Genomic DNA, 24,891 nt, shown 5'->3' with positions numbered 1-24,891 from the left:
GTAGTTGCCGAGGCGAACCAGGGCCAAGGCCAATTTTACCCAATGTTATGCCCGACAACACTGTTAACGCCATAAAGTGATTTATGGCACCCGCAGGTCATGGTGCCAATTTTCATTAAGAGGAAAACTTACCCCCGCCGAACTACATTGTCCGACGGGGGAAGTCGCGGGGTGGAAGCTGTCTGTTTTCAGCTCTCAGCCCTCAGCCCTCAGCTCTCAGCTCTCAGCCAGCAGCGGCTACTGCCCCACCGAAATCACGTTCTTCTTGTCCTTCGGTTCCGGCTTGCCCGGATCGTCGCCGGTGACGTCCACCTTGTCCACGTCGAACATGGCGGAGATGAAATCCGCCACCCACTGCACCAGCGCCGTATCGCGCAGCTGCGGGGAGGTGACGTTGCGGCCCGCCTTCGGGAAGGGCACCTGCAGCGCCTGGGCCGCGGCGCGGTAATTCGACCCCGGGTACAGGCGCTTGAGGCGCACCTGCTTGGAGTCGGGCAGCTCGACCGGGTGGAACTTCAGGCGGGTCCCCTGCACCGTGACGTCGGAGATACCCGCCCGGCGCGCCTGGTGGCGCAACCGAGCCACGGCCAGAAGGCGCAGGACCTCGGTGGGCACGGGCCCGAAGCGGTCCTCCATCTCCTCGCGGACGGCGCGCAGGTCTTTGTCGTCCTGGGAGGCCGCCAGCTTGCGGTAGACCTCCAAGCGCAGGCGCTCGGAGTTGATGTAGCGCTCCGGGATGTGCGCGTCCACAGGCAGGTCGATGCGGATTTCCTTCGGGGCCTCGTCGGTGACCTGCGGGGTCTCGCCCTTGGCCAGGGCCTTGAAGGTCTCCACGGCCTCGCCCACCAGGCGCACGTAGAGGTCGAAGCCGACGCCGGCGATGTGCCCGGACTGCTGGGCGCCCAGCACGTTGCCCGCGCCGCGCATCTCCAGGTCCTTCATCGCCACGGCCATGCCGGCGCCCAGGTCGTTGTTCTGCGCGATGGTGGCCAGGCGGTCGTAGCTGGTCTCGCTGAGTGTTGCGCCCTTCGGGTAGAGGAAGTAGGCATAACCGCGCTCGCGGGAGCGCCCCACGCGGCCGCGCAGCTGGTGCAGCTGGGACAGGCCCATGTGGTGGGCGTTTTCCACGATCAGGGTGTTGGCGTTGGCGATATCCAGGCCGGTCTCCACGATGGTCGTGCACACCAGCACGTCATACTCACGGTCCCAGAAACCCTGAACGGTCTTTTCCAGGACCTCCTCGGGCATCTGCCCGTGGGCGACCACCACGCGCGCCTCCGGCACGAGCTCCCGGATTTCGCGCGCCTTCTTCTCGATGTCCGCGACCTTGTTGTGGATGAAGAAGGTCTGGCCGTCACGCAGCAGCTCGCGCCGGATGGCGGCCGCGACCTGCTTGTCCTCGTAGGCGCCGACGTAGGTCAGCACCGGGTGCCGGTCTTCCGGCGGGGTGAGAATGGTGGACATCTCGCGGATGCCAGCCATGGACATCTCCAGCGTGCGCGGGATGGGCGTGGCGGACATCGTCAGCACGTCAACCGAAGCCTTGAGCGCCTTGATGTGTTCCTTGTGCTCGACGCCGAAGCGCTGCTCCTCGTCCACGATGATGAGCCCCAGCTGCTTCCAGTACACCCCGGTCTGCAGCAGGCGGTGGGTGCCGATGACGATGTCGACCGTGCCATCCGCCAGGCCGGAGACGATCTCCTTGGCCTCCTTCTGGGTGGTAAAGCGGGAGAGCACCCTCACTTCCAGCGGGAAGCCCGCCATGCGCTCGGTGAAGGTGTTGTAGTGCTGTTGGGCCAGCAGCGTGGTCGGCACCAGGACCGCGACCTGCTTGTCGTCCTGGACGGCCTTGAAGGCCGCGCGCACGGCGACCTCGGTCTTGCCGTAGCCGACATCGCCCACCACGACGCGGTCCATCGGCACGGTGGATTCCATGTCGTGCTTGACCGCGTCGATGGCCAGCATCTGGTCCTCGGTCTCCACGAAGGGGAAGTTGTCTTCCATCTCCTGCTGCCAGGGCGAGTCCTCCGCGAAGGCGTGCCCGGGGGCGGCCTGGCGCTTGGCGTAGAGTTCCACCAGCTCGCCGGCGATTTCGCGCACGGCGGCCCGGGCCTTCTTCTTGGTGTTCTTCCAGTCCGAGCCGCCCATCTTGGACAGCTTCGGGGCCTCGCCTCCGGTGTATTTGCTCAGCAGATCCAGCGAGTCCATGGGCACCCACAGCTGGTCCGCCGGCTGGCCGCGCTTGGAGGCGGCGTATTCCAGCACGATGTACTCGCGCCGCGAGGTCTCGTCCCCGGCCTTGATGGTGCGCTCGGCCATCTTGAGGAAACGGCCGATGCCGTGGGTTTCGTGCACGACGAAATCGCCCTGCTTCAGGGCCAGGGGATCGACCTTGTTGCGGCGCTTGGCCGGGCGGCGCTTGGCGCCGGCGATATCGCCCACTCGGTTGCCGGTCAGGTCGGTTTCCGTGATGACGACCAGCGGCAGGGCTTCCGCGTCCTTGAGCTTGCGCACCTTGGGGAAGACCAGGCCGGCGTGGCTGAGCGCCTGGTACAGGGTGACCTTGCCCGGGCTGGGCTCCCAGCCCGGGGTGGCAACCTCGGTGGGTATCCCCTTCTCGGCGAAACGTTCCACCATGCGCTTGATGGCGCCGTGGGTGGGCGCGATGAACGCCGCCCGGCCGCCGGCCTGGGTGTGGGCGAGCAGTTCCGCCATCATCTGGTCGATAGCCTTGAGATCCCCGCGCGGGGTGGGGCCCGGCTCGAATTCGAGCGGCAGGGTCTCGGCCTCGTCGGCGGCGAACATGCCGGGTGGCGCGAAGGTCCACAGCGGGCGCCCGCAGTCGGTGACCAGGTCCGACAGTTCGTCGTAGTCGCGGAAGCTGGCCGCCGACAGGTCGAGGCCCTCCGTGGCCAGCGGGCCGTCTGCGCCCATGGCGGCGGCCTCCCAGCCGGCGGCCATGAACTCCGCGTCCGTGTCGACCAGGTCCGAAATGCGCGTGCGGATCTTCTCCGGCGCCACCAGGACCACGTGGGCGCTCGCGTCCAGGAAGTCTGTCAGGGTGACCATCGGGCTATCGCTGAGCGCCGGCAGCAGCGCCTCCATGCCGTCGGCGGGGATCTTCTCGCTCAGCTTGGTCAGCAGTTCCACCAGGGCGGGGTTGCCCGGGTGCTTCTGGGCCAGTTCCCCGGCCCGCTTCGCGACCGCGTCAGTAACGGGCAATTCGCGGGCGGGATAGACGTCGACGGCGCCGACCTCGATCTCGGGGATGGTGCGCTGATCGGCCACGGAGAACTGCCGGATATCGGTAATCTCGTCGCCCCAGAACTCCACGCGCACCGGGTAGTCCATCGTCGTCGGGTAGACGTCCAGGATCCCGCCGCGGATGGCGTATTCGCCCTTCCGGGCCACCATATCCACGTGGCGGTAGGACTTAAAATCCAGGGCCTTAACGAGCTCGGTGAGGTCGTGTTCTTCCTCCTCCGCGAGGTGGATCGGCGCCCGGCCGTCCACCTCCTGGAGGATCGGCTGGCTAAAGCCGCGCGCCGCGGTGACCACCACGCGCACGTCGCCGCGCGATAGCCGGTCCAGGACCTGCGCGCGCCGGCCGATGATATCCACGCCCGGGCTCAGCCGCTCGTGCGGTAGCGTCTCCCAGGCAGGGAAATAAGCCACGGCATCGCCCAGCAAGGCTGCCAGTTCGGCGCTGAGATCCTCCGCCTCACGGCCGGTCGCGGTGACCACCAGCACCGGCGCCTGGTTGGCCAGCGTGCCAATCGCCCAGGGACGAGCCTGGTCAATGCCAGTGATGTGCAGGGCGCGCTCCCCCACCTGGGCGGCCAGGCCTTTAAGCTTCGGATCGGAGGCCGCGACCTTGAGCAGGCCGGCCAGCATTGCCGTCATTAATTCTCCTCTTCCTGTGTCTGCCCCGCGCCACCGGCCGGCGGCGCGACGAGCTTCGGCTGGGCTTGCATGCCGGAGAGCCCATTCCAACACAAATTAACAATATGCGCGGCCACGACCTCTTTGTCCGGCTGGCGTACATCCAGCCACCATAGTGCCGTGGTGGAAACCATCCCAACCAGCGCCTGCCCGTAGAGCGTAGCCAATTCCTCGTCCAGGCCCCGGCGGGCAAAAGCCTGGCCCAGTATATAGCTGACCTGGCCGACCGCCGTATTCAACAACGTGCCGTAGGAGCGCTCCGTGCCCGGCTTGGAGTCGCGCACCAGGATGACGAAACCGTCGGTTTCCTCCTCCACGTAGGTCAACAACGCCAGCGCGGCCTGCTCAATGCGCTCCCGCCAGCTGCCGTGCTCGATCGCCTCCGTAATGACGGCCTCCAGCGCCACCATCTCCCGGTCAACAACCACCGCGTAGAGCCCTTCCTTGCCCCCGAAGTGCTCGTAGACCACCGGTTTTGAGACCCCAGCCCGCGCCGCAATCTCCTCGACACTAGCCCCATCGAAACCTAGCTCCGCAAAGGCCGCCCGGCCCACAGCCAGCAGCTGTTCGCGCCGCTGGCGGCCCGTCATGCGTCGTTTCACCATGCCTTAAAGCCTAGCCGCCGATGCCCCCTGCAGGCACCACCGGGCCTGCCACCCCGCCCAGCGCCCGGGCCCCACCGACCACCCACGACGCCGTCGCCGCCCCTGCCTACGACGCCACAACCCGATTATTCCGATCCCCGGCCCGTAAGGTAGTCTGTTAGGGCACAACGCCTCACCAATGAAGCGTCGTGATTCCCCATGGTGTAATCGGCAACACTACGGTTTTTGGTACCGTCATTCTAGGTTCGAGTCCTGGTGGGGAAGCTTTCCCTTTACCCGCCCTGAGCAGTTTTCACTGGTAGGGCGGGTTTTGCGTATCCGCCGTCCAACCAACCCAGACTTTCCAGGGGCTAATTTTTGTTTTTCGTCGTGGAATTGTCGTGGAATTCCTCGCTCCCCACTTAGCGCGCCTAGCACTAGACAAGCATCTGATTGCCGCATAAGCTCGGCCCCAGACGGCAAGGGAAAAGGTCCCGGCCATCTATTACGGAAGAGAGTCCGAAATGCACAAGTCAAGTGTCTTCACCGAACCCGGCACCACCACACCCGTCACCGCCACAGGTGCGGATTCCCGCGCCGCCTGAGCGAGACAACGGGCGCTCCACACAGTTCTGGTAACCCACTCCCCTCATCTTTGACCAAGGAGTTAAGACATGACCTACATCATCAGCGCAGCCCAGTTCGAGTACGACGTGGAGGTCTGGGGCGAAACGCTCCCGGAAGTGCGCAAGAAGCTCATCGACGAGGCCCTAGGCCAGGGCATAAATATGGACTGCTGGCTGGACCAGGTCCACGCGGTCTCCCCTTACGATGAGTCCGAATTGGACGAGGACGAGGTCGCAGAGATCAACGACCCGCGTCCCCTGAACTCGGATACCTTGTGCGATTTAGCCATCCACGTCTGGGGTGTGCCGGACGTCAAATACGAGGTGACTGAGACTCCCGTCTCCATCACCCGCGGCGAGCTCAAGGCCTCCCAGCACCTGCTGGGTTTGGACAACGCCGGCATGGCCCACGCCCTAAGCGTCGCCCCGCGCACCTACGCCCGCTGGATCGCCGGGGCCATGCGCATCCCGATAGGGCTCAACGAAGACGTGCGCGCCCTGTTTGCCCGCATGGACGAGGACGCGGCCAAGCTCAGCGACCTGCACGAGCAAGAGACGATCGTCGTCTACCCGAGCACCGAGTCGGAACAGCAGCTCGACGGTCGCAGCCTGGGCTGGGAGCAGCGCGCCTGCGAGCTCGCGATGCGCACGCACGGCGTGCCCGTCTACCTGGGCGGCGAGGTTTAGAATCCGCCGACCCACTGATCACTAAAAGCGCCCCCGCAAGCAACCATCAGGTCACCTGCGGGGGCGCTTCCATATCGCAGCTCCGAGCTGCTTAGCTGCGGACCTTCACGAGGTCGCGGTACACAGTGGGCTCGGAGACTTCCAGACGCTCCGCTGCTGCGGCGATTCCACCTTTGAGCAGGAAGAAGCCTGCTTCTTCAAGGTCCGCAACAACTTCCAGACGTTCGTCTCGACGCATCTGGTTTGGCGCAGCGCCTTGCTTTTCTAGTGCGGTATCCAGCATGGACTCTAGGAGGGACTCCAGGTTGGTCCGCAAGCTTTCTAGGGAGTGGTGGTTTTCTTCCTCCGCCTCGTCCGAACCGGTGTTGGTCGTGTTGGAGACGGCAGCCGCGCTCGTGGCTTGGGCGAGCTCCACCGCCCGGCGCTTGGCCTCGGCTGTGGTCGGCATGGGAGCTCCCTCAGCAGCGCTGTCGCGGGATTCGCCGATGAGGCTGCCGGCTAGGCGCTGCACGTTGACGAGTTCGGTGATGTCGACGTTCACGCAGACCATCCCGATGAGTTCGTTGGACTCATCCCGGATGAAGTAGCTGGACGAACGGCAGATGCGGCCGACGGCGTTGACTGAGCGGTAGCCCGCCACGAACGGGATGGAGTCGTGGGAGCCTTGCTTCATGAACCACAGGGCGAAGTCCGTTACCGGGCCGCCGACCTCACGGCCACTGATGTGGCTGTTGACGATGGCGATGATGGACTCATCCGGCACGGTCAGGTCGTGCAGGACAACCTCACAGTTGGGGCCCATCGCCTGGCCCATGAACTCCACCAGCGGAACGTAGCGGGCATGCAGGTCGGCCGTGTCTTTCACCGGTGCGGAGGTGATGAGGTCTTTCAATGCCGTGTGCATGTCCGCGTTCCTTATCTCTGGTAGGGGCTCAATATTTTGCTGTGAGTATTCTTACGTATTCAGTAAGTTTAGCTGCAAGGCAGCAGTCGGGGGAAGAGAACGGTGGCCAGACCGCCCTCGGAGGTCTCCCGGTACTTGGAGTTCATGTCCTTACCGGTCTGGTACATGGTCTCGATGACGTTGTCCAGGGACACGGTCGGGTCGGACTCGCGCTCCAGGGCCATGCGGGCCGCGTTGACGGCCTTGACGGCGCCGACCGCGTTGCGCTCGATGCAGGGCACCTGCACCTGGCCGCAGACCGGGTCGCAGGTCAGGCCCAGGTTGTGCTCCATGCCGATTTCGGCAGCGGCGCACACCTGCTCAGGGGTGCCACCCATGAGCTGGGCCAGGCCGGCCGCTGCCATGGAGCAGGCCACGCCCACCTCACCCTGGCAGCCAACCTCAGCGCCGGAGATGGAGGCGTTCATCTTGAACAGCGCGCCCACCTGGGTGCAGGTCAGGAAGTAGTCGCGGTAGGTGTCCTCGTCGACCGGGGAGATGAACTTGTCGTAGTAAGCCAGCACGGCCGGGACGATGCCGCAGGCACCGTTGGTCGGGGCGGTAACCACGCGCCCGCCGGAGGCGTTGACCTCGTTGACGGCCAGGCCGAAGACGTTCAGCCAGCTCATTGCGCTCAGCGGGTCGTTGCCGCCGTTCGGCTTTTCGGTCAGGCGCTTGTACAGCACGGCTGCGCGGCGGGGGACGTGCAGCTTGCCCGGCAGCGTGCCCTCAGTGGTGATGCCGCGCTGGATGCCTTCCTTCATGACGTCCCAGACCTTGGCCATGTGCTCGCGCACTGCCTTCTCGCCGTGAGCCTCGATTTCGTTGGCCATGGCCAGCTCCGGGATGGACAGGTCGTGACGATTGCACAGGTCGAGCAGGGCCGCGGCGGTCGGGTAAGCGTACGGTACCGGCTGGTGCGGGGCGCAGGCGCCGCCGACTTCATCGGCCTCCACGATGAAGCCGCCACCGATGGAACAGTAGAACTTCTCCATGACGACCTCGTCGCCGTTGTAGGCGGTCAGGGACATGGTGTTCTCGTGAGCCGGGTGGAAGTCGGAGCGGAAGACGATGTCGTCGAAGTCGACCATGCGCTCGGCGGAGCCGATTTCTAGCTTGTTGGTGGCGCGCACCTTGGCCAGGAAGACCGGCATCTCGTCGATGTCGACGGTCTCGGGCTCGTTACCAGCCACGCCCATGATGATGGCGTCGTCGGTGGCGTGGCCCTTACCCGTCAGGGACAGGGAGCCGTAGACCTCTGCGTGGATGCGGTCGACCCGGTCGATGATTTCGGCGCGCTCGAGTTCATCGACGAACTGGCGGCCGGCCTTCATTGGCCCCAGGGTGTGGGAGCTAGAGGGCCCGATACCAATCTTGAACATTTCAAAGATACTGACGAACATGGCTGGAATACCTTTCCGAAGTTTTCCTATTTCCCGAAGTGGGAGTACCGAAGTGGGGGCGGAGGAAGCGGTCTTAGAAGACCTGGATGATGTTGTAGACGATGGTGGCAACGGCCACGATGCCGATGACGGTGATGAAGTAGTTGCCGAAGTTTCCGCGGAACTTCTTCAGGGCGTCAATCTTGTGGATGGCGTACTGCGGCATCAGGAAGAGCAGGATGGCAATCGTCGGGCCGCACAGGGTCTCAATCATGCCCAGGATGGACGGGTTAGCCCAAGCAACCAGCCATGCGGAGACCAGCATGAAGATGAGGGTGCCGGTTTCCAGAGCCTTGTTGCGCTCCAGGCGGCCGCCGGAGGACTTGACGACGATGCCTTCGAAGCCTTCGGCTGCACCGAGGTAGTGGCCCAGGAAGGACTTGGCAACGGCGATGATGGCGACAATCGGGGCGACCCAAGCGATAATCGGGTCATCGAAGTGGTTGGCCAGGTAGGACAGGATGGTGATGTTTTGTTCCTTGGCCTCTGCCACGTTCTCCGGGGACAGGGACAGCGCGCAGCTGAAGACGAAGAACATAACCACGCCGACCATGAGGGCCTCAGCGGCGGCCAGGACCTGACCGGTCTTCTTATCGGCAGCTGCACCGTACTCCTGGCGCTTTGCCTTGGCGAAGGAGGAGATAATCGGCGAGTGGTTGAAGGAGAAGACCATAACCGGGACCAGCAGCAGCAGGGTAACACCCAGGCCGTGACCGGACACACGGGAGATTTCGCTCATGTCGAAGGTGCTGAACAGAGCGCCCGACCAGTTCGGGATGAGGTACAGGGACAGCAGGACCAGGATGGCGATGAACGGGAAGACCAGGACGGACATGGCCTTGACCACGAAGTCGTTACCCATGCGGACAATCAGGATGAGGCCACCGACCAGGATGGCGGACAGGAGCCAGCGTGACGGCGGCTCGATGCCCAGCTGGTGCTGCATGAAGCTGGAGACCGTGTTGACGATGGTGACCGAGTAGACCAGCAGAATCGGGTACACCGACAGGAAGTACAGGATGGTCATGGCCATGCCGGCCTTCGGGCCGAAGTGCTCCTCGACCACCTGGGTCAGGTCAGCGTCCGGGTTGGAGCTGGAGAGCATGAAGCGGGTCAGTGCGCGGTGAGCCATGAAGGTCATCGGGAACGCGACCAGCGTCATGATGATGAGCGGGATGATGCCGCCCTGGCCGGCGTTGATCGGGAGGAAGAGGACGCCGGCACCAATTGCGGTACCGAACAGGCTCAGCATCCAGACCGTGTCGGTCTTGTGCCAACCGCGAGGATCCACGGTGGGCTTTTCGTCGGCAAGAAGGGTGGCCGTGTTCTGTGCGTTGACGGCCTGAGAATCGCCAGAGCCGGATTCTGACCCGGCGGCGTTCTGCGGGTTGATGATTGTGGACATTGTTGTCTCTCCCAGTAGTGCGATATGTGAGCCACTTTCAGGACTCGGGTGGGACTGCCATCTGGAACCCTTGTGACGGCTGCCACTCGATTTCCCTTTCGTGTTAGTTGTAACTTTATCCCTCCCCCGTGGCTTGTGCAAATAAATTTGCTGCAAATCCCAAGAAAATGACTGCAATGTGACCAAACACTCAGAAATGCACCGTACGCAGCGCATTTATTGGCCCATAGCGATACGCCCGTACCGTTTAAAGGCGCGCAAAACCACCCTTTTTGCACGACTGACAAAGTTTTCTCAAGGGTTTTCGCGGCCCGTGCAGACTAATTTTTATCAGTTTCAGAACGTTTATCACCGGCCTGCCATCGCCGGCCCGCGCGCGGAAACTACTTCTGCCGGCCACCCCACCAGCGGTTTCCCGCCCGCCGCACGAATTGCGCCATGTGTTCCGCGGTGTAGTTCACCGGGGCACGCCCAGGCCGAGCCAGCACCCAGCCGCGCCAGTAGGCCAGCACCGCCAGCCCGGTGCCCACCAGCGGCGCGACCAACATACCCAGCGCCTGGTAGCCGGAGATGGAAAAGCCCACCATGACCACGCCGGTGACAATCGCCGGGACGGCATAGAGCGGGCTGCCGCCGAAGATGCCCGGGATCTGCCCGGAGGCGATATCGCGGATCATTCCCCCGCCCACCGCCGTCAGCACGCCCATAAACACGCAGGCGATCAGCGGCATGCCGTGCGACAGCGCCTTCACGCACCCGGTGGTGGACCACACGCCTAGGATGATGGCGTCGGCGTGGACCTTGAAGATCTCCCAGACCTTGCCCTTCAGGTCCGTCAGGAACGCCACGAGCGCGCCCACGCACGCGAGCCCCAGGTAGGCCGGATCCGAGACGGCGGCGGCCGCGCCCGCCCCGATGAGCATGTCGCGCATCATGCCGCCGGCCAGGGCCGAAAACAGCGCGAGGAAGATGAAGCCGACGATGTCGAATTCCCGCTTGCGGGCGATTGTCCCGCCGATGATGCCGTTGAGGACCACTCCGATCAGATCAAAGACTTGATAGAGGGTGGAGATGAGCGGATCGACGTCGTGCATGCTTACAACAATAGGCATCCGGGCGGAGCTTCTCCCCGCCCGGATGCCTTTAGACAGCTGTGCCGGCTACTTGGCGTCCAGATTGGACTGGTGCCCGCCCGGGTTGCCGCGCGCGGCCGGTTCGTCCGCACCACCCGCGGGTTGCGCCCCGCTGGTGGGCGCATACGGGCTGCGGGAGGCGTCGATGGAGCCGTGCTGGGCGTGGCTAGACGAGTGCCCGGCATGCTCGTCGAAGGTCATCGCCGCCGGGTTGACGCGCACGTCGGGCTCGTCGCCAGGCTTTACCACGACGAACTGACCCATCATGCCCTCGTCCTCGTGCAGGAGCATGTGGCAGTGGAACATATAGGGGATCGTCGGATCCGGGTAATAGCCGAATTCCACCAACAGGGTCGCCGTCGCCTTGGGCGGCAGGTCGATGGTGTCCTTCCAGCCCTGGGTGGGAACCTCAATCCCCTGCCCGTCGAATTCTAGGATCTTGAACCGGGAATTGTGGATGTGGAAGTTGTGAGGCCAGTCCGCGTTCTCGTTTTCCACGTGCCAGATTTCCGGCTTGTCATGATCAATCACCTCGTCCACGCGGGCCATGTCCATGGACTCGCCGTTAATAAGGAAGGTATTGAGCACGAACGTGCGCTCCTTCAGCCCTTCCCTAGTGGGGGTCTCCTCAGCGGCCGGGTCGAGCTTTGCCGGCAGCGCCGGAGCCTCCGGCGCGGAGTCCTGCGGGCCGCGCAGGGTCAGCAGGTCGAAGGAATCCTGGAAGCCGAAATCCACGGTGTATTCGCCGTTTTCGGGGATGCCAAAGCGGTCCTCGCGCGGCCGGGAGACCAGCTTGATCTCCTCGCCCGGGGCCAGGTCCACCAAGGCTTCGACGCGCTCGCCGGGGCCGATCAGGATATCGTCGGCCTCCACCGGGGCGCCCAGCAGCCCGGAGTCGGTGGCGATGACCTGGAAGGGGGCGTCGTTGTCCAGGCTGAGCGTGTAGAAGCGCATGGTCGCGCCGTTTAAGAAGCGCAGCCGCACCCGGCGCGTGGTGGCCTGGAAGAAGCAGTTGGTCTGACCGTTGACCACCGGCGTGGTGCCCATCAGGCCCAGGGTGTCATCGATCCGGTTATCCAGCTGGTCAGCATCGGTGAACTTGAGATCGCAGAGCACGACCGGGATATCGTCCACGCCGTAGTCGTGCGGGATCTCCAAGGACTCAGAGACCTCGTCGTCCAGGATGAACATGCCCGCCAGCCCGCGGTAGGCCTGCACGGCGGTCTGCCCGTGCGGGTGCGGGTGGTACCACACCGTGGCGGCCGGCTGCGCCACCGTCCAGGACGGCTCCCAGCTCTGACCCGGCTCGATGGGCGAATGCGGGCCGCCGTCGGCATAGGCCGGCAGCTTCATCCCGTGCCAGTGGACGGTGGTCATCTCCGGCAGGTTGTTTTCTACGCGGACCTTGACCTCTTCACCCTTCTTGGCGCGCAGCGTCGGGCCCAGGTAGTCGCCGTTGAAGCCCCAGGTGCGCGTGCGCGGCTGGCCGGGCAGGATCTCGGCGTGCCCGGCCTGGGCCTGCAGGGTGAACGTACGAGTTGTGCCCTCCAGCGTGCCCTCATAGAGAGGAGGAATGGCCAGCTCGCGCGGCTCACCGTCGTAGCCGCGCGGTTCGGGCTGCTGGCTCGACTGGCTATCGGAACACGCCGCCAGCGCCGGGGCGGCGGCCGCCCCTAGGGCGGCGACGAGCGTGCCGCGGAAGAACATACGCCGGTTGAACGGACGGTACACATGGGCACGTGCGAGCATAAACAATCACCTTTGCCTTCACAAAACCGTGAAAATTGATACTCCCTCCAGCCTAGGCCACCGGCCGCGCCAGCCGCCCCGCGTTTGAGCCGCCGCGCACAATCTCACATCGGTTGGGATCTCGCCGAATTTATTCACACCCTTAATCCCCACCGCCGGGCCGAAGTCCTGCTCAGTCGGGTTGCGGCGAGGCCGGCCTTACTACCTAAAAAGCACCTCGCCCAATAAGCTCGACGCCATGGAAAACAAAAATTGGGAATCCCACAACGCGCGGCGTTTCGTCTGGGCCAACGGTCTACAAAACCTGGGTGACCAGGTAGTCTCCGCCAAGACGGTGCTTCCGTGGGCTTTCCAGGCAGCCGGCGTTCCTCACTTCTTCACCGCCCTGCTGGTGCCCTTCCGCGAGTCGGGCTCCATGCTGCCGCAGGCCGCGCTCACTCCCTGGGTGACCACGCACAACAGCCGCAAGAAGCTGTGGATGCTGGGCTCTATCGGCCAGGCCGTTTCCGCTTTCCTCATCGGCCTTGTCATCATCGTCGCCAGCGGCTGGCTGCTCGGCGCCGGCGTCCTGCTGGCGCTCGCGGCGCTGTCCGTATCCCGGGCGCTGTGCTCCATCGCGGGCAAGGACGTCCAGGGCCGCACGATTTCCAAGGGCACCCGCGGCCAGGTCACCGGCCGGGCCACCGCGGTCGGGGGCGCGGCCACCCTGCTGGTCGGTATCTTCATCGTGCTCACCGGGCACTTGCCACAGTGGGCCCTCGGCATGCTGGTTGTTGCTGGTTCGCTGACCTGGGCGGTGGCCACGCTGGTCTTCCGCGGCATCGCCGAGCCGGTCACCAAGGAAGAACAAGCACCGCCCGCGGCCAACTGGTGGCAAGACACGTGGCAGTTATACACCGGTGACCGCCGCTTTAGACAGTTCGTCAACGTCCGATCCCTGCTGTTAGTCTCCGCACTATCGACGACGTTCATCGTTACCCTGGCCCAGCGCAACGGTGATACCCTACTCGGCGGCCTGGGCTCGTTCCTCCTGGCCTCCGGGGTGGCCTCGCTCGTCGGCGGGCGGGTCTCCGGTGTCTTTTCCGACAGGTCTTCCCGCAACGTCATGGCCGGCGGCGCCGCGGTGGCCTCCGTGGTCTTGGTCCTTATCGTGGCTGCCGATGCCGTCCTGCCGGCCGCGGTCAACCAGTGGCTGCTTCCCGCCGGCTTCTTCGTGGTCACCCTGGCGCACACCTCCATCCGCGTGGCCCGCAAGACCTACGTGGTGGACATGGCCGAGGGCGACCAGCGCACCCGGTACGTCGGCGCCGCCAACACCATGATGGGCGTCATGCTGCTGGTGGTCGGCGGTATCTCCGCCCTCATCGCTTTGGCCGGCCCCTCGGCTGCGCTGCTCTTTTTGGCCCTGGTCGGCGCGGTGGGCGTCTGGCGGGCCCGGCAGCTCGAGGACGTCTCCAGCTAAGTAGCGCCCCGGGGCGGCGCAACGTGTCTGCTCAAAAGAACGCGGCTGGGCGCGGTCCGCTATATGATGTTTAGCGAAAAACTTATTGCACTTTCGCCGATTAAGATTTTGGAGAGTTCCCCACGTGGCAAGCCCGCAACCCGTAGCCGTCATCGTTCTCGCCGCCGGCGCTGGCACCCGCATGAAGTCTGCAACGCAGAAGACTTTGCACAGCATCGGCGGCCGCAGCCTGTTAGGACACAGCCTCTATGCCGCCGCCGGGCTGGAGCCCGAACACCTCGTGGCCGTCGTCGGCCACCAGCGTGACCAGGTCTCCCCCGCCGTCGACCAGCTCGCCGAGGAGCTCGACCGGGAGATCCTGCAGGCGGTCCAGGAAGAACAAAACGGCACCGGGCACGCCGTCCAGTGCGGCCTGGAACCGCTGCCCGACTTCGACGGCACCGTCATCGTCACCAACGCCGACGTCCCGCTGCTGCGCGCCGAGACCATCGACGGCCTGCGCGCTGCGCACCAGGAGGCCGGCAACGCGGTCACCGTGCTGTCGATGGAGCTGGATAACCCCACCGGCTACGGTCGCATCGAGCGCGCCGAGGATGGCAGCGTGCAGGCCATCGTCGAGCACAAAGACGCCAGCGACGCCCAGCGCGCTATCCGCGAGGTCAACTCCGGCGTCTTCGCTTTCGACGCCGCCACGCTGCGCTCCGCGCTGACCCGCCTGGACACCAACAACGCCCAGGGCGAGCTCTACATCACCGACGTGCTGGAGATCGCCCGCGAGGACGGCCAGGCAGTCGGCGCCTTCCGCGCCCCGGACCCGGCGGAGCTGGCCGGCGTCAACGACCGCATCCAGCTGGCCGCCGCCGGTCGCGAGCTCAACCGCCGCCTGGTCGAAGAGGCCATGCGCGGCGGGGCCACCGTCGTCGATCCGGAAACCACCTGGATTGGTGTGGGCGTGACCATCGGCCAGGACGTGACCATCCACCCCGGCACCCAGTTGTGGGGCACGACCTCCATCGGCGATAACGCCGTGGTGGGCCCGGACACCACCCTGACCGACATGCAGGTGGGCGCCGGCGCCAGCGTCATCCGCACCCACGGCGAAGGCTCGGTCATCGGCACCGAGGCCATCGTCGGGCCGTTTACCTACATCCGCCCGGGCGTCGTCCTGGGTGAGAAGGGCAAGCTGGGCGGCTTCGTCGAGGCCAAGAAGGCCCACATCGGCCCGGGCTCCAAGGTCCCGCACCTGACCTATATCGGGGACGCGACTGTCGGCCGCGAGTCCAACATCGGTGCGTCCTCCGTGTTCGTCAACTACGACGGCGTGAACAAGCACCACACCACCGTGGGCGACTACGTCCGCACCGGCTCGGACACCATGTTTATTGCTCCGGTGACGGTCGGTGACGGCGTGTATTCCGGAGCGGGTACAGTAATCAAGGACGATGTTCCGGCAGGAGCACTCGTTGTCTCTGGTGGCAAGCAGCGCAATATCGAGGGCTGGGTGCAGAAGAAGCGGCCGGGCACCCCGGCGGCGGAAGCGGCGGCCCGCGCGCAAGGCGAACCACATAACGGCGACCACAATTAAGAAGGGTTTTTAACTCGCTATGACTGGCAAAATCACTGGCAGCAGCAAAAACATGAAGCTGTTTTCCGGGCGCGCACACCCGGATCTGGCTGAGGCCGTAGCCAAGGAGCTCAAGACGGACCTAGTCCCCACCACCGCCCGCGACTTCGCGAACGGCGAAATCTTCATTCGCTTCGAGGAATCCGTGCGTGGTGCCGACTGCTTCGTCATGCAGTCCCACACCCAGCCGCTGAACAAGTGGCTGATGGAGCAGCTCATCATGATCGATGCGCTCAAGCGCGGTTCCGCCAAGCGCATCACCGCCATCCTGCCGTTCTACCCTTACGCGCGACAGGATAAGAAGCACCGCGGCCGCGAGCCCATCTCCGCCCGCCTGGTCGCCGACCTGCTGCAGGCCGCCGGCGCAGACCGTATTGTCTCCGTCGACCTGCACACCGACCAGATCCAGGGCTTCTTCGATGGCCCGGTCGATCACATGCACGCCATGCCGATCCTGACCGACTACATCAAGAAGACCTACGCCACGGACAACATCACCGTGGTCTCCCCGGACGCTGGCCGCGTCAAGGTCGCCGAGAAGTGGGCCCACGAGCTGGGCGACGCCCCGCTGGCATTCGTCCACAAGACCCGCTCCACCGAGGTGGCCAACCAGACCGTGTCCAACCGCGTCGTCGGCGACGTCGAGGGCCACGACTGCATCCTGCTGGACGACATGATTGACACCGGCGGCACCATCGCCGGCGCGGTCCGCGTCCTCAAGGAGGCCGGTGCCCGCAAGGTCATCATCGCCTGCACCCACGGTGTTTTCTCCGATCCGGCGCGCGAGCGCCTGTCGGAGTGCGGCGCAGAAGAGGTCATCACGACCGACACCCTGCCGCAGTCCACCGAGGGCTGGTCCAACCTGACGGTGCTGTCCATCGCGCCGCTGCTGGCCCGTACGATCCACGAGATCTTCGAAAACGGTTCGGTTACTACCCTGTTTGAGCCGCAAGACTAAGAAAAAATCACTACCCTGGGTGCCCTAGGCAACTCCCCCGGCGTGACCGTGAGCCGGAACGCTTGAACGTTCCGGCGGGTCGCACCGGTGAGGGAGCCACGACCACAAGGAAGGACACTCATGGGTAGGTTTTCTAATTTCGACGGCCGGGTAGCCTTGGTCATCGGGGCCGGCTACGGGATCGGTGCCGCGGTGGCCGAAGAACTCAGCGAGTGGGGTGCTCGCCTGGTTGTCGCGGACGAGGACCCGCAGCTGCTGGGACAGTTGGTGAAAAAGCTCCGCGCCGCCGGCGCGGAGGTGACCGGCCACGTCATGGACACCACCGTGGAGGCCGCGCACCGCGACGCCGTCGACTTGGCTGTCCAGACCTACGGCGGGCTGCACCTGGCGGTTAACTGCCCCGGCTACGGCGGCAGCGACGACCACACCGGCGAATTCGCCGTGAGCGAGTGGGACCAGCTCATCGACCGCAACCTCAATGCCGTGGCCTACGGCATGCGCTACCAGCTCGAGCAGTTCATGGACCAGGAGCGGACCTCGTCGTGCTCGATTGTCAACGTCGCGTCCGTGCACGGCGCTTTCGCCTCGGCGGGCAATTCCGCCTACACCGCCGCCAACCACGGCGTGGTGGGACTGACCAAGAGCGCCGCCCTGGAGTACGGCTCCAAGGCCATCCGCATCAACTGCGTGTGCCCGGCTTATGTGCGCGGCTCCCGCCTGGCCAAGGACATGGATGATGAGGCCTTGCACCGCGTCATCAATTCCCACCCGTTGGGCCGCCTAGGCCAGCCGGAAGAGGTGGCTCACCTGGTGCGTTTCCTGCTGTCCCCGGACGCGTCTTACATCACCGGCAGCGCCCACATGGTCGACGGTGGATACACAGCCGGCTAGCATCTTCCCAGCACAGCCGCTATAGTCCTACGTTGTTGTTGAAAATTTCAACGTGGAAGGACTGTTAGTGAAAAAAGCTCTCATGCTGGGAATGGCGTACTTCAGTTGTACTGTCGGCGCCGGTTTCGCCTCCGGCCAAGAAATGCTGCAGTATTACGCCGCCTTCGGTTGGTGGGGCGTCATCGGCGCCGTCATCGCGCTGGTACTGATGCCCCTCGCGGCCATGATCGCCATGCAGTACGGGAGCTATTTCCAGGCCACCTCCCACGACCGCGTCTTTTCCAGCGTGGCCGGCAAGTTCCTGGCTCGCTTCGTGGACTATTCCATCACCTTCACGCAGTTTTGCATTTCCTTCGTGATGCTGGCCGGCGCCGGCGCCAACCTCAACCAGCAGTTCGGTCTGCCGCTCTGGGTGGGCTCGACGCTGATGGCCGTCGCCGTCATCATCTGCGGCATGATGAACGTTGAGAAGGTCACCAACACCCTGGGCTCTATCACCCCGTTCGTGGTCGCCCTGTTGGTCATCGCCGCGGTCTACTCCTTCATGAACGCCCCGTCTGATCTCGCCGCCGTGGGCCAGTTCGGCATCGATAACGTGGAGACCACCCTGCCGAACTGGTGGGTGTCCACCTTCAACTACGTCGGGATTGCCATGATGGGTGGTGTGTCAATGGGTATCATCATGGGCGGCGACACCATCGACGTGCGCACCGCCGGCCGCGGCGGGGTCATCGGCGGCCTGCTCTTCGGCGTCCTGCTGGTCATGATGGTCATCGCCATGATCTTCAACGTCACGGACGTCTACGAGGACGCCCTGCCGACTTTGAGCATCATCACCAACGTCAATGACACCCTGGGCCTGTTTGCCTCCATCGTCATCTACGTCATGATCTTCTCCACCGCGCTGGGCAACTTCTACAGCCTGTCCCGCCGCGTGTCCACGCACGCCCCGCAGCGCTTCCGCCTGACCCTGGTGGTCATCGTCATCGTCGGCTACGTGCTGTCCTTCCTGGACTTCGCCACCCTGGTCGGCGCGGTCTTCCCGATTATGGGCTACGTCGCGCTGGTCATGATCGCCGTGCTGATATTCACCTGGCTGGCCCGCGGCCGCGGCATCATCACCGCCGAGTCCCGCCGACGCGACAAGATCCGCTCCCTAGTGCTGCGCATGATCGACCCGAAGCAGAAGTTCAGCAACGCCCAGCGCGCCGAGCTCTCCCAGGAGATCTTCCACTCCAACCTGGCCTCCCAGCCGCTGCGCGAATCCGTGTCCCAGGAGGTCATCGCGGAGCTTGACGCGGACTCCAGTAACCCGTTTAGCGCCGCGGACTACGAGGTGGACGAAGACTGGCTAGAGGGCCGCTACGAGCCCATCCACCGCGGCCAGGTACGCTACGTCAGCGAGGTCGAGCCGACCGGCTACGACGCGAACGGCAACCCCATCGAAGCAACCGAAAAGACGGCTACCGATGACGCGGGCGACTCCCCTGTCAAGGCGCGCCCGCAGAAGGCCACCGAGCAAGACTCCTAGTGGTAACGCGAGCAACCGGAACCGCGCCCCGGGGCCCGCAAATTGCGTCGCCGGGGCAGCGCATGCTAGATTGCTATCTGTCTCGGCGAGGGCTGACTAACCACGCGCGTGGTGTTGGCCGTTATCGACGCGATTGATAAAACTACATTCCAAGCTTCACTTATCCAAGCCTGCGATGTGACTCGACCAAGACGTCCATCGGCAGGCTTTAGTCGTATTTATACGCCTAGTCCTTGCCGTGTGTACTTTTCGACCTACATTCGACCTTCAAGGAGAAACAATGGCTAACGAACGCCCCGTCATCAAGGCTGAAGCCCGTACCGAGTTCGGTAAGGGTGCCGCTCGCCGCCTGCGCCGCGAGTGGAAGATCCCCGGCGTGATCTACGGCTCCAACACCGAGCCGATCCACTTCGCCGCCGGCCTGCTGAAAATCCAGACCCTGCTGCGTTACCACGGCGTCAACGCCGTTCTCGAGTTGGAGATCGACGGCCAGCAGCATCTGACCATGGTCAAGCACGTCGACCAGAACGTGCTGACCCTAGACGTTGACCACATCGACCTGCTGTCCATTAAGCGCGGCGAGAAGGTCGAGGTCGAGGTCCCGGTCACCATCGAGGGCGAGCCGGCTCCGGGCATGATGTACCTGCAGGACGCCGACGCCGTCATGATCGAGGCGGACGTGCTCAACATCCCGGAAGAGATCCTCGTCTCCATCGAGGGCGCCGAAGACGGCACCGTCATCACCGCTGCCGACCTGACCATGCCGGAAGGCTCCACCCTGGTCGCCGACGAGGAGACCGTCATCGTCTCCATCTCCGAGCCGGAGGTTGACACCGAGCTCGAGGAGGCCGCTGAGGCCGCTGAGGAAGGCGGCGCCGACGCTGGTGCCGAGTCCGTCGACGAGGGCGAGTCCTCCTCCGACAACGAGGAGTAATCCCTGCCCCCTCGCTAGGGACTTACTGCGGGCCCTCCACGCCGAGTGCGTGGGGCGGCCCGCCTTTCTTTTTGCCTGTGCCACAATGGTGAGCATGAGTGAGACTCCCCTGCTAATCGTCGGCCTGGGCAACCCGGGGCCGGAATATTCCGGCACCCGGCACAACGTCGGCCACGAGGTCATCGCGGAGCTCGCCAGCCGGGCCACGCCGCAGGCCGCCAGTCTGAGCCTGAACCGGAAAACCAACGCGGAGATTGCGGAGCTGGCCCCGGGGCGCCTGGGTGCCCGCCGCGTCATCCTGGCCCAGCCCCGCACGTTCATGAACACCTCCGGCGGCGCGGTCAAGGCACTGGCGAATTATTTCTCCGTCCAGCCGGCGGACATCATTATCATTCACGACGAGCTGGAGCAGGACTTCGGCGCCGTGCGGCTGCGCCTGGGCGGCGGCGACCACGGGCACAACGGTCTGCGCTCGGTCACGAAATCCCTGGGTACCAAGGACTACCAGCGCCTGTCGGTGGGCATCGGCCGCCCGCCCGGGCGCCTGGATCCGGCCAGTTTCGTGCTGGCCAAGTTTTCCAAGAAGGAGGCCGCGGAGGTGCCGATTATCGCAGCCGATGCCGCGGACGAGGTGCTGCAGGCGTTAACATAGCCTTCTATGAGGCTCGCTACCCTGAAGACCCAGTACGGCACGACCACCGTCCGCGTGGACAGCGACTACACCGGCGTGGAACTCGACCACGAGGACGTGGGCGCCCTGCTGCGCAGCGGCGACTGGCGCAAAGCTGCCCAGCTCTCCGGCGAGCCCATCGTCTTCGACCACGAGGACCTCGCCCCGGTCATCCCCCAGCCGGAGAAAATCATCTGCGTCGGCCTCAACTACGCCCGCCACATCCGGGAGATGGGGCGGCAGGCCCCGGACCAGCCCACGCTGTTCGTGAAATTCGCCGACGCGCTCACCGGGCCATTTAGCGAGGTGGCTATCCCCGGCTACGCCCAGGGCAAGCTCGACTACGAGGGCGAGCTCGCCGCGGTCATCGGCACCCGCGCGCACCGCATCGATCGCAGCCGGGCGCTATCCCACGTGGCCGGCTACGCCATCATGAACGACTACACCCTGCGAGATTTCCAGCGGCAGACCACCCAGTTCCACGCGGGCAAGTCCTTCTACCGCAGCTCCGGCTTCGGGCCGTGGCTGACCACCGCGGACGAGTGGTCCCCGGGGACCGGCGCCCGGCTGACCACCACGGTCAATGGCGAGATTCGCCAGGAAGACAACACCGACGACCTGATCTTCCCCGTCGCCGAGCTGGTCTCTTTCTGCTCGCACCTCTACCCGCTCAACCCCGGCGACGTCATCGTCACCGGCACCCCGGAGGGCGTCGGCTTCGCCCGGGACCCGCAGCAGTTCCTGGGGCATGGCGACACCGTGCGCGTGGCGATTGAGGGCCTCGGCCACATCGAAAACACCACGGTCTTTACCGATTAATATTCACTGTTGATGGGTTTTCCCCACGGCCTTCCGGCGGCTACGATTGAACTATGAGCAAGAAAGACGCCAAGACCACCAAGCCGCCCAAACTGAACAAGAAGGCGTACGAGGACGAGCTCAAGCGCCTGCAGGCCGAGCTGGTCGATATGCAGCAGTGGGTCGTCGAGACCGGCGCGCGCGTGGTCATCATCATGGAAGGCCGCGACGCCGCCGGCAAGGGCTCGGCGATCAAGCGGATCACGCAGTACCTTAACCCGCGCTCCTGCCGCGTGGAGGCCCTCCCCGCCCCCACCTCCCGCGAGCGCGGCCAGTGGTACTTCCAGCGCTACATCGAAAAGCTGCCGACCGCCGGCGAGATCGTCATCTTCGACCGCTCCTGGTACAACCGCGCCGGCGTCGAGCGCGTCATGGGCTTTTGCACCGATCAGGAATACGTCCGCTTCCTGCACCAAGCCCCGACCTTCGAGCAGATGCTGGTCGAGGACGGCATCATGCTGCGCAAGTACTGGTTCTCCGTCTCCGACGAAGAGCAGATCGCCCGCTTCGAGTCCCGCCGCAACGACCCGCTGCGCCGCTGGAAGCTCTCCCCCATGGACCTGCAGTCCATCACCCGCTGGGAGGACTACTCCCGCGCCAAGGACGCGATGTTCATCCACACCGACACCCCCACCGCGCCGTGGTACACCGTCGAGTCGGAGGACAAAAAGCGCTCCCGCATCAACGTCATCTCCCACCTGCTCGGCTCCATCCCCTACCGGAAGATCGACCGCGAGCTGCCGGATATCCCGCAGCGCCCGGCCTCCGATGGGCAGGAATACGAGCGCCCGGCCCGCGAGGAGTTCAAGTACGTCCCCGACGTCGCTGCCGACCTCGAGCGCGGCAAGCAGGATAAGAAGAAGAAAAAGAAGGACAAGAAGAAATAAGTCCCAGGCCGCCCACCACAGGACCTAAAAATTTCCCCGCTCGGTAGAACAGTCCACCGAGCGGGGAAATTTATTTATCTGGGAGCCCTTAGCGGGTTCCCACGCGCCTTAGAGCTGCGAGGCGTGGATGCGGCCGGGCAGGACCTTCGGGCGGGCGTTGGCCAGGCGCTCAACGATGCGGATGACCTGGTTGGAGTAGCCGAACTCGTTGTCGTACCAGACGTAGAGCACCAGGTGCTTGCCGCTGGCGATGGTGGCCAGGCCGTCGACGATGCCGGCGTGGGTGGAGCCGACGAAGTCGGAGGAGACGACCTCCGGGGAGGCGATGTAGCTGATCTGCTGGCGCAGGTGGGAGCGCAGCGAGACGTCACGCAGGAAGTTGTTGACCTCCTCGCGCTCGACCTCGCAGGCCAGCTCCAGGTTCAGCACGGCCATGGACACGTCCGGGGTGGGAACGCGGATGGCGTTGCCGGTCAGCTTGCCTTCGAAGTCCGGGACGGCCTTGGCCACGGCCTTGGCGGCGCCGGTCTCGGTCAGGACCATGTTCAGGCCGGCGGCGCGGCCGCGGCGGTCGCCCTTGTGGTAGTTGTCAATGAGGTTCTGGTCGTTGGTGAACGAGTGGGCGGTCTCCACGTGGCCGTGGACCACGCCGTAGCGCTCGTTGATGACCTGGAGGACCGGGGTGATGCCGTTGGTGGTACAGGAGGCGGCGGACAGGATCTTGTCGTCCTCGGCGATGTCGCCGTCGTTGATGCCGTAGACGATGTTCTTGATGTCGCCCTTGCCCGGGGCGGTCAGCAGCACGCGGCCGATGCCCGGGGCCTCCAGGTGCTGGGACAGGCCCTCGCGGTTGCGCCACGCGCCGGTGTTATCCACCAGGATGGCGTCCTTGATGCCGTACTGGGTGTAGTCGATGGTGGCCGGGTCGGAGGCGTAGATGACCTTGATCTTGGTGCCGTTGGCCCAGATGACCTCGTTTTCCTCATCCACGGAGATGGAGCCGTTGAAGGCGCCGTGGACGGAGTCGCGGCGCAGCAGGGAGGCGCGCTTGAGGATGTCGCCGTCGCCCTTCTTGCGCACGACGATGGCGCGCAGGCGCACGCCGCCGTAGGCGGCCTCGCGGGCAATCAGGATGCGGGCCAGCAGGCGGCCGATGCGGCCGAAGCCGTAGAGCACGACGTCGGTGCATTCCTTGTTGACGCCGGCACCGACGACCTCCACCAGCTCCTGCTCGAGGTAATCGCGCAGGCTGTTGTAGTTGTCCTTTTCCTCTTCGTAGCCGATGACCAGGCGCCCCACGTCGACGGAGGCAGAGCCCAGGTTCATCTCGGTCAGCTCCTGGATGATCGGCAGGGTCTCGAAGGTGGACAGCTCGCGCTCCGCGATGCGGCGGGCGTAGCGGTGGCTCTTGATGATGTCGATGTCGGTGACGCCCACCAGCGGGCGGCCGAAGATCGTGGTGACGACGTTGTTTTTGCGGTGAAGCTGGTGGATCAGCGGCAGCATCTCCTGCGCCTTTTCCAGGCGCTCATTCCAGTTTTCTTGCCACACGTGCGAGTTCGTGGTCACGAAATCAATCCTTTTCACGGTCCGATGGGTGTATAACCAATTCTCAACCAAAAAGTTTATCGCGTTCTAGTTCGCCTTTTGGTTAAGACGGCAGAGGATGTCTTCCACACTACCCCCGCGCAGCCCAGTGGCCGGTTCGCCCACTAGGCAATATGCCACCGCCTTATCCCCCGCAGCGCGCTTGGCACGCAGAATCTGGTTGAGGTGGGGGTAGATGGCAGGGGCAAGCCATCTCGCCAAGGACCGTGGTAGCTGTCATCACCTAGGAGACTTTATGCCAGACTAAGAGCGTGTCTTTTTTAGATAAACTTTTCAGCCCCTTCCGGAAGCCGTCCGGGCCCCAGCCTTCTAGTCATCGGCCTACCGCGCCGGCGCCGGAGGACCTGCGCGCCGAGTGGCTCATCGTTGGCCTGGGCAACCCGGGGCCGAAATACGCGGCGACGCGGCACAACGTCGGTTTTATGGCCGTCGATGACCTGCTGGCGGCCACCGGCGGGCTGGTCCAGCCGGTGCGCGGCCTGGCGGCCGACGCCGCCTCCTTGGACATCGGGGGCACCCCGGTGCTGGCCGTGCGCCCGCAGAGCTTCATGAACCTAAGCGGCGAGCCGGTCGGCGAGCTGGCCCGGCGCTTAAACGTCCCGCCGGAGCGCATTATTGTCATTCACGACGAGCTCGACCTGCCGGCCCACAAGGTGCGCCTCAAGCAGGGAGGTAACGAAAACGGGCACAACGGGCTGAAATCCCTGACCGAGCACCTGGGCACCCGGGACTACCTGCGGGTCCGCATCGGCATCGGCCGCCCGCCGAAGGGTTCGTCCATCCCCGACTACGTCTTGGGCCCGGTGGACGCCAGCCGCGGGCTGGACACGGCGATCGGCACCGCCGCCGAGGGCGCCCGGCTCATCGTGGAGAAGGGCCTGGCCGCCGCGCAGAACACCATCCATTCCCGCTAAGGGCGAAGCGCCGGATCCCGGGCCGGCGGCCGCGCTAGGCTTA

General features: G+C 64.7%; 19 protein-coding genes. 11 read left to right on the top strand and 8 right to left on the bottom strand.

The window, feature by feature from the left end:
• Window positions 1-237: 237 nt before the first annotated feature.
• Complete coding sequence (gene mfd / locus QQS53_RS07035; protein WP_472775455.1) at window positions 238-3,894, bottom strand: transcription-repair coupling factor; 3,657 nt, start codon at window positions 3,892-3,894, stop codon at window positions 238-240.
• Between the two features lie 8 nt (window positions 3,895-3,902).
• Window positions 3,903-4,547 (bottom strand): TetR/AcrR family transcriptional regulator, encoded by a 645-nt coding sequence (locus tag QQS53_RS07030; RefSeq protein WP_472775167.1) that lies wholly within the window; start codon window positions 4,545-4,547, stop codon window positions 3,903-3,905.
• Between the two features lie 653 nt (window positions 4,548-5,200).
• Between QQS53_RS07030 and QQS53_RS07025 the strand changes: the two genes are divergently transcribed.
• Complete coding sequence (locus QQS53_RS07025; RefSeq protein ID WP_472775166.1) at window positions 5,201-5,839, top strand: hypothetical protein; 639 nt, start codon at window positions 5,201-5,203, stop codon at window positions 5,837-5,839.
• A 91-nt stretch (window positions 5,840-5,930) separates the two neighbouring features.
• On the opposite strand, the gene QQS53_RS07020 is transcribed toward QQS53_RS07025, so the two are convergent.
• From QQS53_RS07020 to QQS53_RS07000, 5 genes are all read right to left on the bottom strand, one after another.
• A complete protein-coding gene (locus tag QQS53_RS07020) occupies window positions 5,931-6,743 on the bottom strand; it encodes a helix-turn-helix transcriptional regulator (protein WP_472775165.1) in 813 nt (270 codons plus the stop codon).
• A 68-nt stretch (window positions 6,744-6,811) separates the two neighbouring features.
• Window positions 6,812-8,185 (bottom strand): L-serine ammonia-lyase, encoded by a 1,374-nt coding sequence (locus QQS53_RS07015; RefSeq protein WP_472775164.1) that lies wholly within the window; start codon window positions 8,183-8,185, stop codon window positions 6,812-6,814.
• A 73-nt stretch (window positions 8,186-8,258) separates the two neighbouring features.
• Window positions 8,259-9,629: an SLC5/6 family protein gene (locus QQS53_RS07010; protein WP_472775163.1), complete on the bottom strand. Its 1,371-nt coding sequence runs from the start codon at window positions 9,627-9,629 to the stop codon at window positions 8,259-8,261.
• Between the two features lie 383 nt (window positions 9,630-10,012).
• Window positions 10,013-10,723, bottom strand: coding sequence for a trimeric intracellular cation channel family protein (locus tag QQS53_RS07005; RefSeq protein ID WP_472775162.1), 711 nt, complete (start codon window positions 10,721-10,723; stop codon window positions 10,013-10,015).
• Between the two features lie 66 nt (window positions 10,724-10,789).
• The gene (locus QQS53_RS07000; protein ID WP_472775161.1) at window positions 10,790-12,511 is read right to left on the bottom strand and encodes a multicopper oxidase family protein; all 1,722 of its coding nucleotides are present in this window, start codon (window positions 12,509-12,511) and stop codon (window positions 10,790-10,792) included.
• A 238-nt stretch (window positions 12,512-12,749) separates the two neighbouring features.
• Between QQS53_RS07000 and QQS53_RS06995 the strand changes: the two genes are divergently transcribed.
• The 9 genes from QQS53_RS06995 (at window position 12,750) to ppk2 (ending at window position 22,326) form a co-directional block, all read left to right on the top strand.
• A complete protein-coding gene (locus tag QQS53_RS06995) occupies window positions 12,750-13,973 on the top strand; it encodes an MFS transporter (RefSeq protein WP_472775160.1) in 1,224 nt (407 codons plus the stop codon).
• Between the two features lie 124 nt (window positions 13,974-14,097).
• Window positions 14,098-15,558, top strand: coding sequence for a bifunctional UDP-N-acetylglucosamine diphosphorylase/glucosamine-1-phosphate N-acetyltransferase GlmU (glmU, locus tag QQS53_RS06990; RefSeq protein WP_472775159.1), 1,461 nt, complete (start codon window positions 14,098-14,100; stop codon window positions 15,556-15,558).
• 19 nt (window positions 15,559-15,577) lie between these two features.
• Window positions 15,578-16,555 (top strand): ribose-phosphate diphosphokinase, encoded by a 978-nt coding sequence (locus QQS53_RS06985; RefSeq protein WP_472772233.1) that lies wholly within the window; start codon window positions 15,578-15,580, stop codon window positions 16,553-16,555.
• Window positions 16,556-16,675: 120 nt separating this feature from the next.
• Window positions 16,676-17,446, top strand: a complete 771-nt coding sequence (locus tag QQS53_RS06980; protein ID WP_472775158.1) for an SDR family NAD(P)-dependent oxidoreductase — start codon at window positions 16,676-16,678, stop codon at window positions 17,444-17,446.
• Window positions 17,447-17,513: 67 nt separating this feature from the next.
• Window positions 17,514-18,977 (top strand): YkvI family membrane protein, encoded by a 1,464-nt coding sequence (locus tag QQS53_RS06975; RefSeq protein WP_472775157.1) that lies wholly within the window; start codon window positions 17,514-17,516, stop codon window positions 18,975-18,977.
• A gap of 280 nt (window positions 18,978-19,257) precedes the next feature.
• Entirely contained in the window at window positions 19,258-19,911 is a 654-nt protein-coding gene (locus tag QQS53_RS06970; RefSeq protein ID WP_472775156.1) for a 50S ribosomal protein L25/general stress protein Ctc, read from the top strand.
• Window positions 19,912-20,005: 94 nt separating this feature from the next.
• Window positions 20,006-20,563: an aminoacyl-tRNA hydrolase gene (gene pth / locus QQS53_RS06965; protein ID WP_472775155.1), complete on the top strand. Its 558-nt coding sequence runs from the start codon at window positions 20,006-20,008 to the stop codon at window positions 20,561-20,563.
• Window positions 20,564-20,569: 6 nt separating this feature from the next.
• A complete protein-coding gene (locus QQS53_RS06960) occupies window positions 20,570-21,400 on the top strand; it encodes a fumarylacetoacetate hydrolase family protein (RefSeq protein WP_472775154.1) in 831 nt (276 codons plus the stop codon).
• A 53-nt stretch (window positions 21,401-21,453) separates the two neighbouring features.
• Window positions 21,454-22,326, top strand: coding sequence for a polyphosphate kinase 2 (gene ppk2, locus QQS53_RS06955; protein ID WP_472775153.1), 873 nt, complete (start codon window positions 21,454-21,456; stop codon window positions 22,324-22,326).
• A 108-nt stretch (window positions 22,327-22,434) separates the two neighbouring features.
• Here the strand turns inward: ppk2 and QQS53_RS06950 are convergent, their stop codons facing one another.
• Entirely contained in the window at window positions 22,435-23,895 is a 1,461-nt protein-coding gene (locus QQS53_RS06950) for a glyceraldehyde-3-phosphate dehydrogenase (protein ID WP_472775152.1), read from the bottom strand.
• Between the two features lie 290 nt (window positions 23,896-24,185).
• Here QQS53_RS06950 and pth (QQS53_RS06945) point away from each other — a divergent pair, with 290 nt between their 5' ends.
• Window positions 24,186-24,848, top strand: coding sequence for an aminoacyl-tRNA hydrolase (gene pth / locus QQS53_RS06945; protein ID WP_472775151.1), 663 nt, complete (start codon window positions 24,186-24,188; stop codon window positions 24,846-24,848).
• The last annotated feature ends 43 nt before the right edge of the window (window positions 24,849-24,891 follow it).

This window comes from Corynebacterium sp. 2571A, from assembly GCF_055700935.1.
The sequence above is the reverse complement of the archived record's forward strand: the minus strand, read 5'-3'. Positions and strand labels throughout refer to the sequence as shown.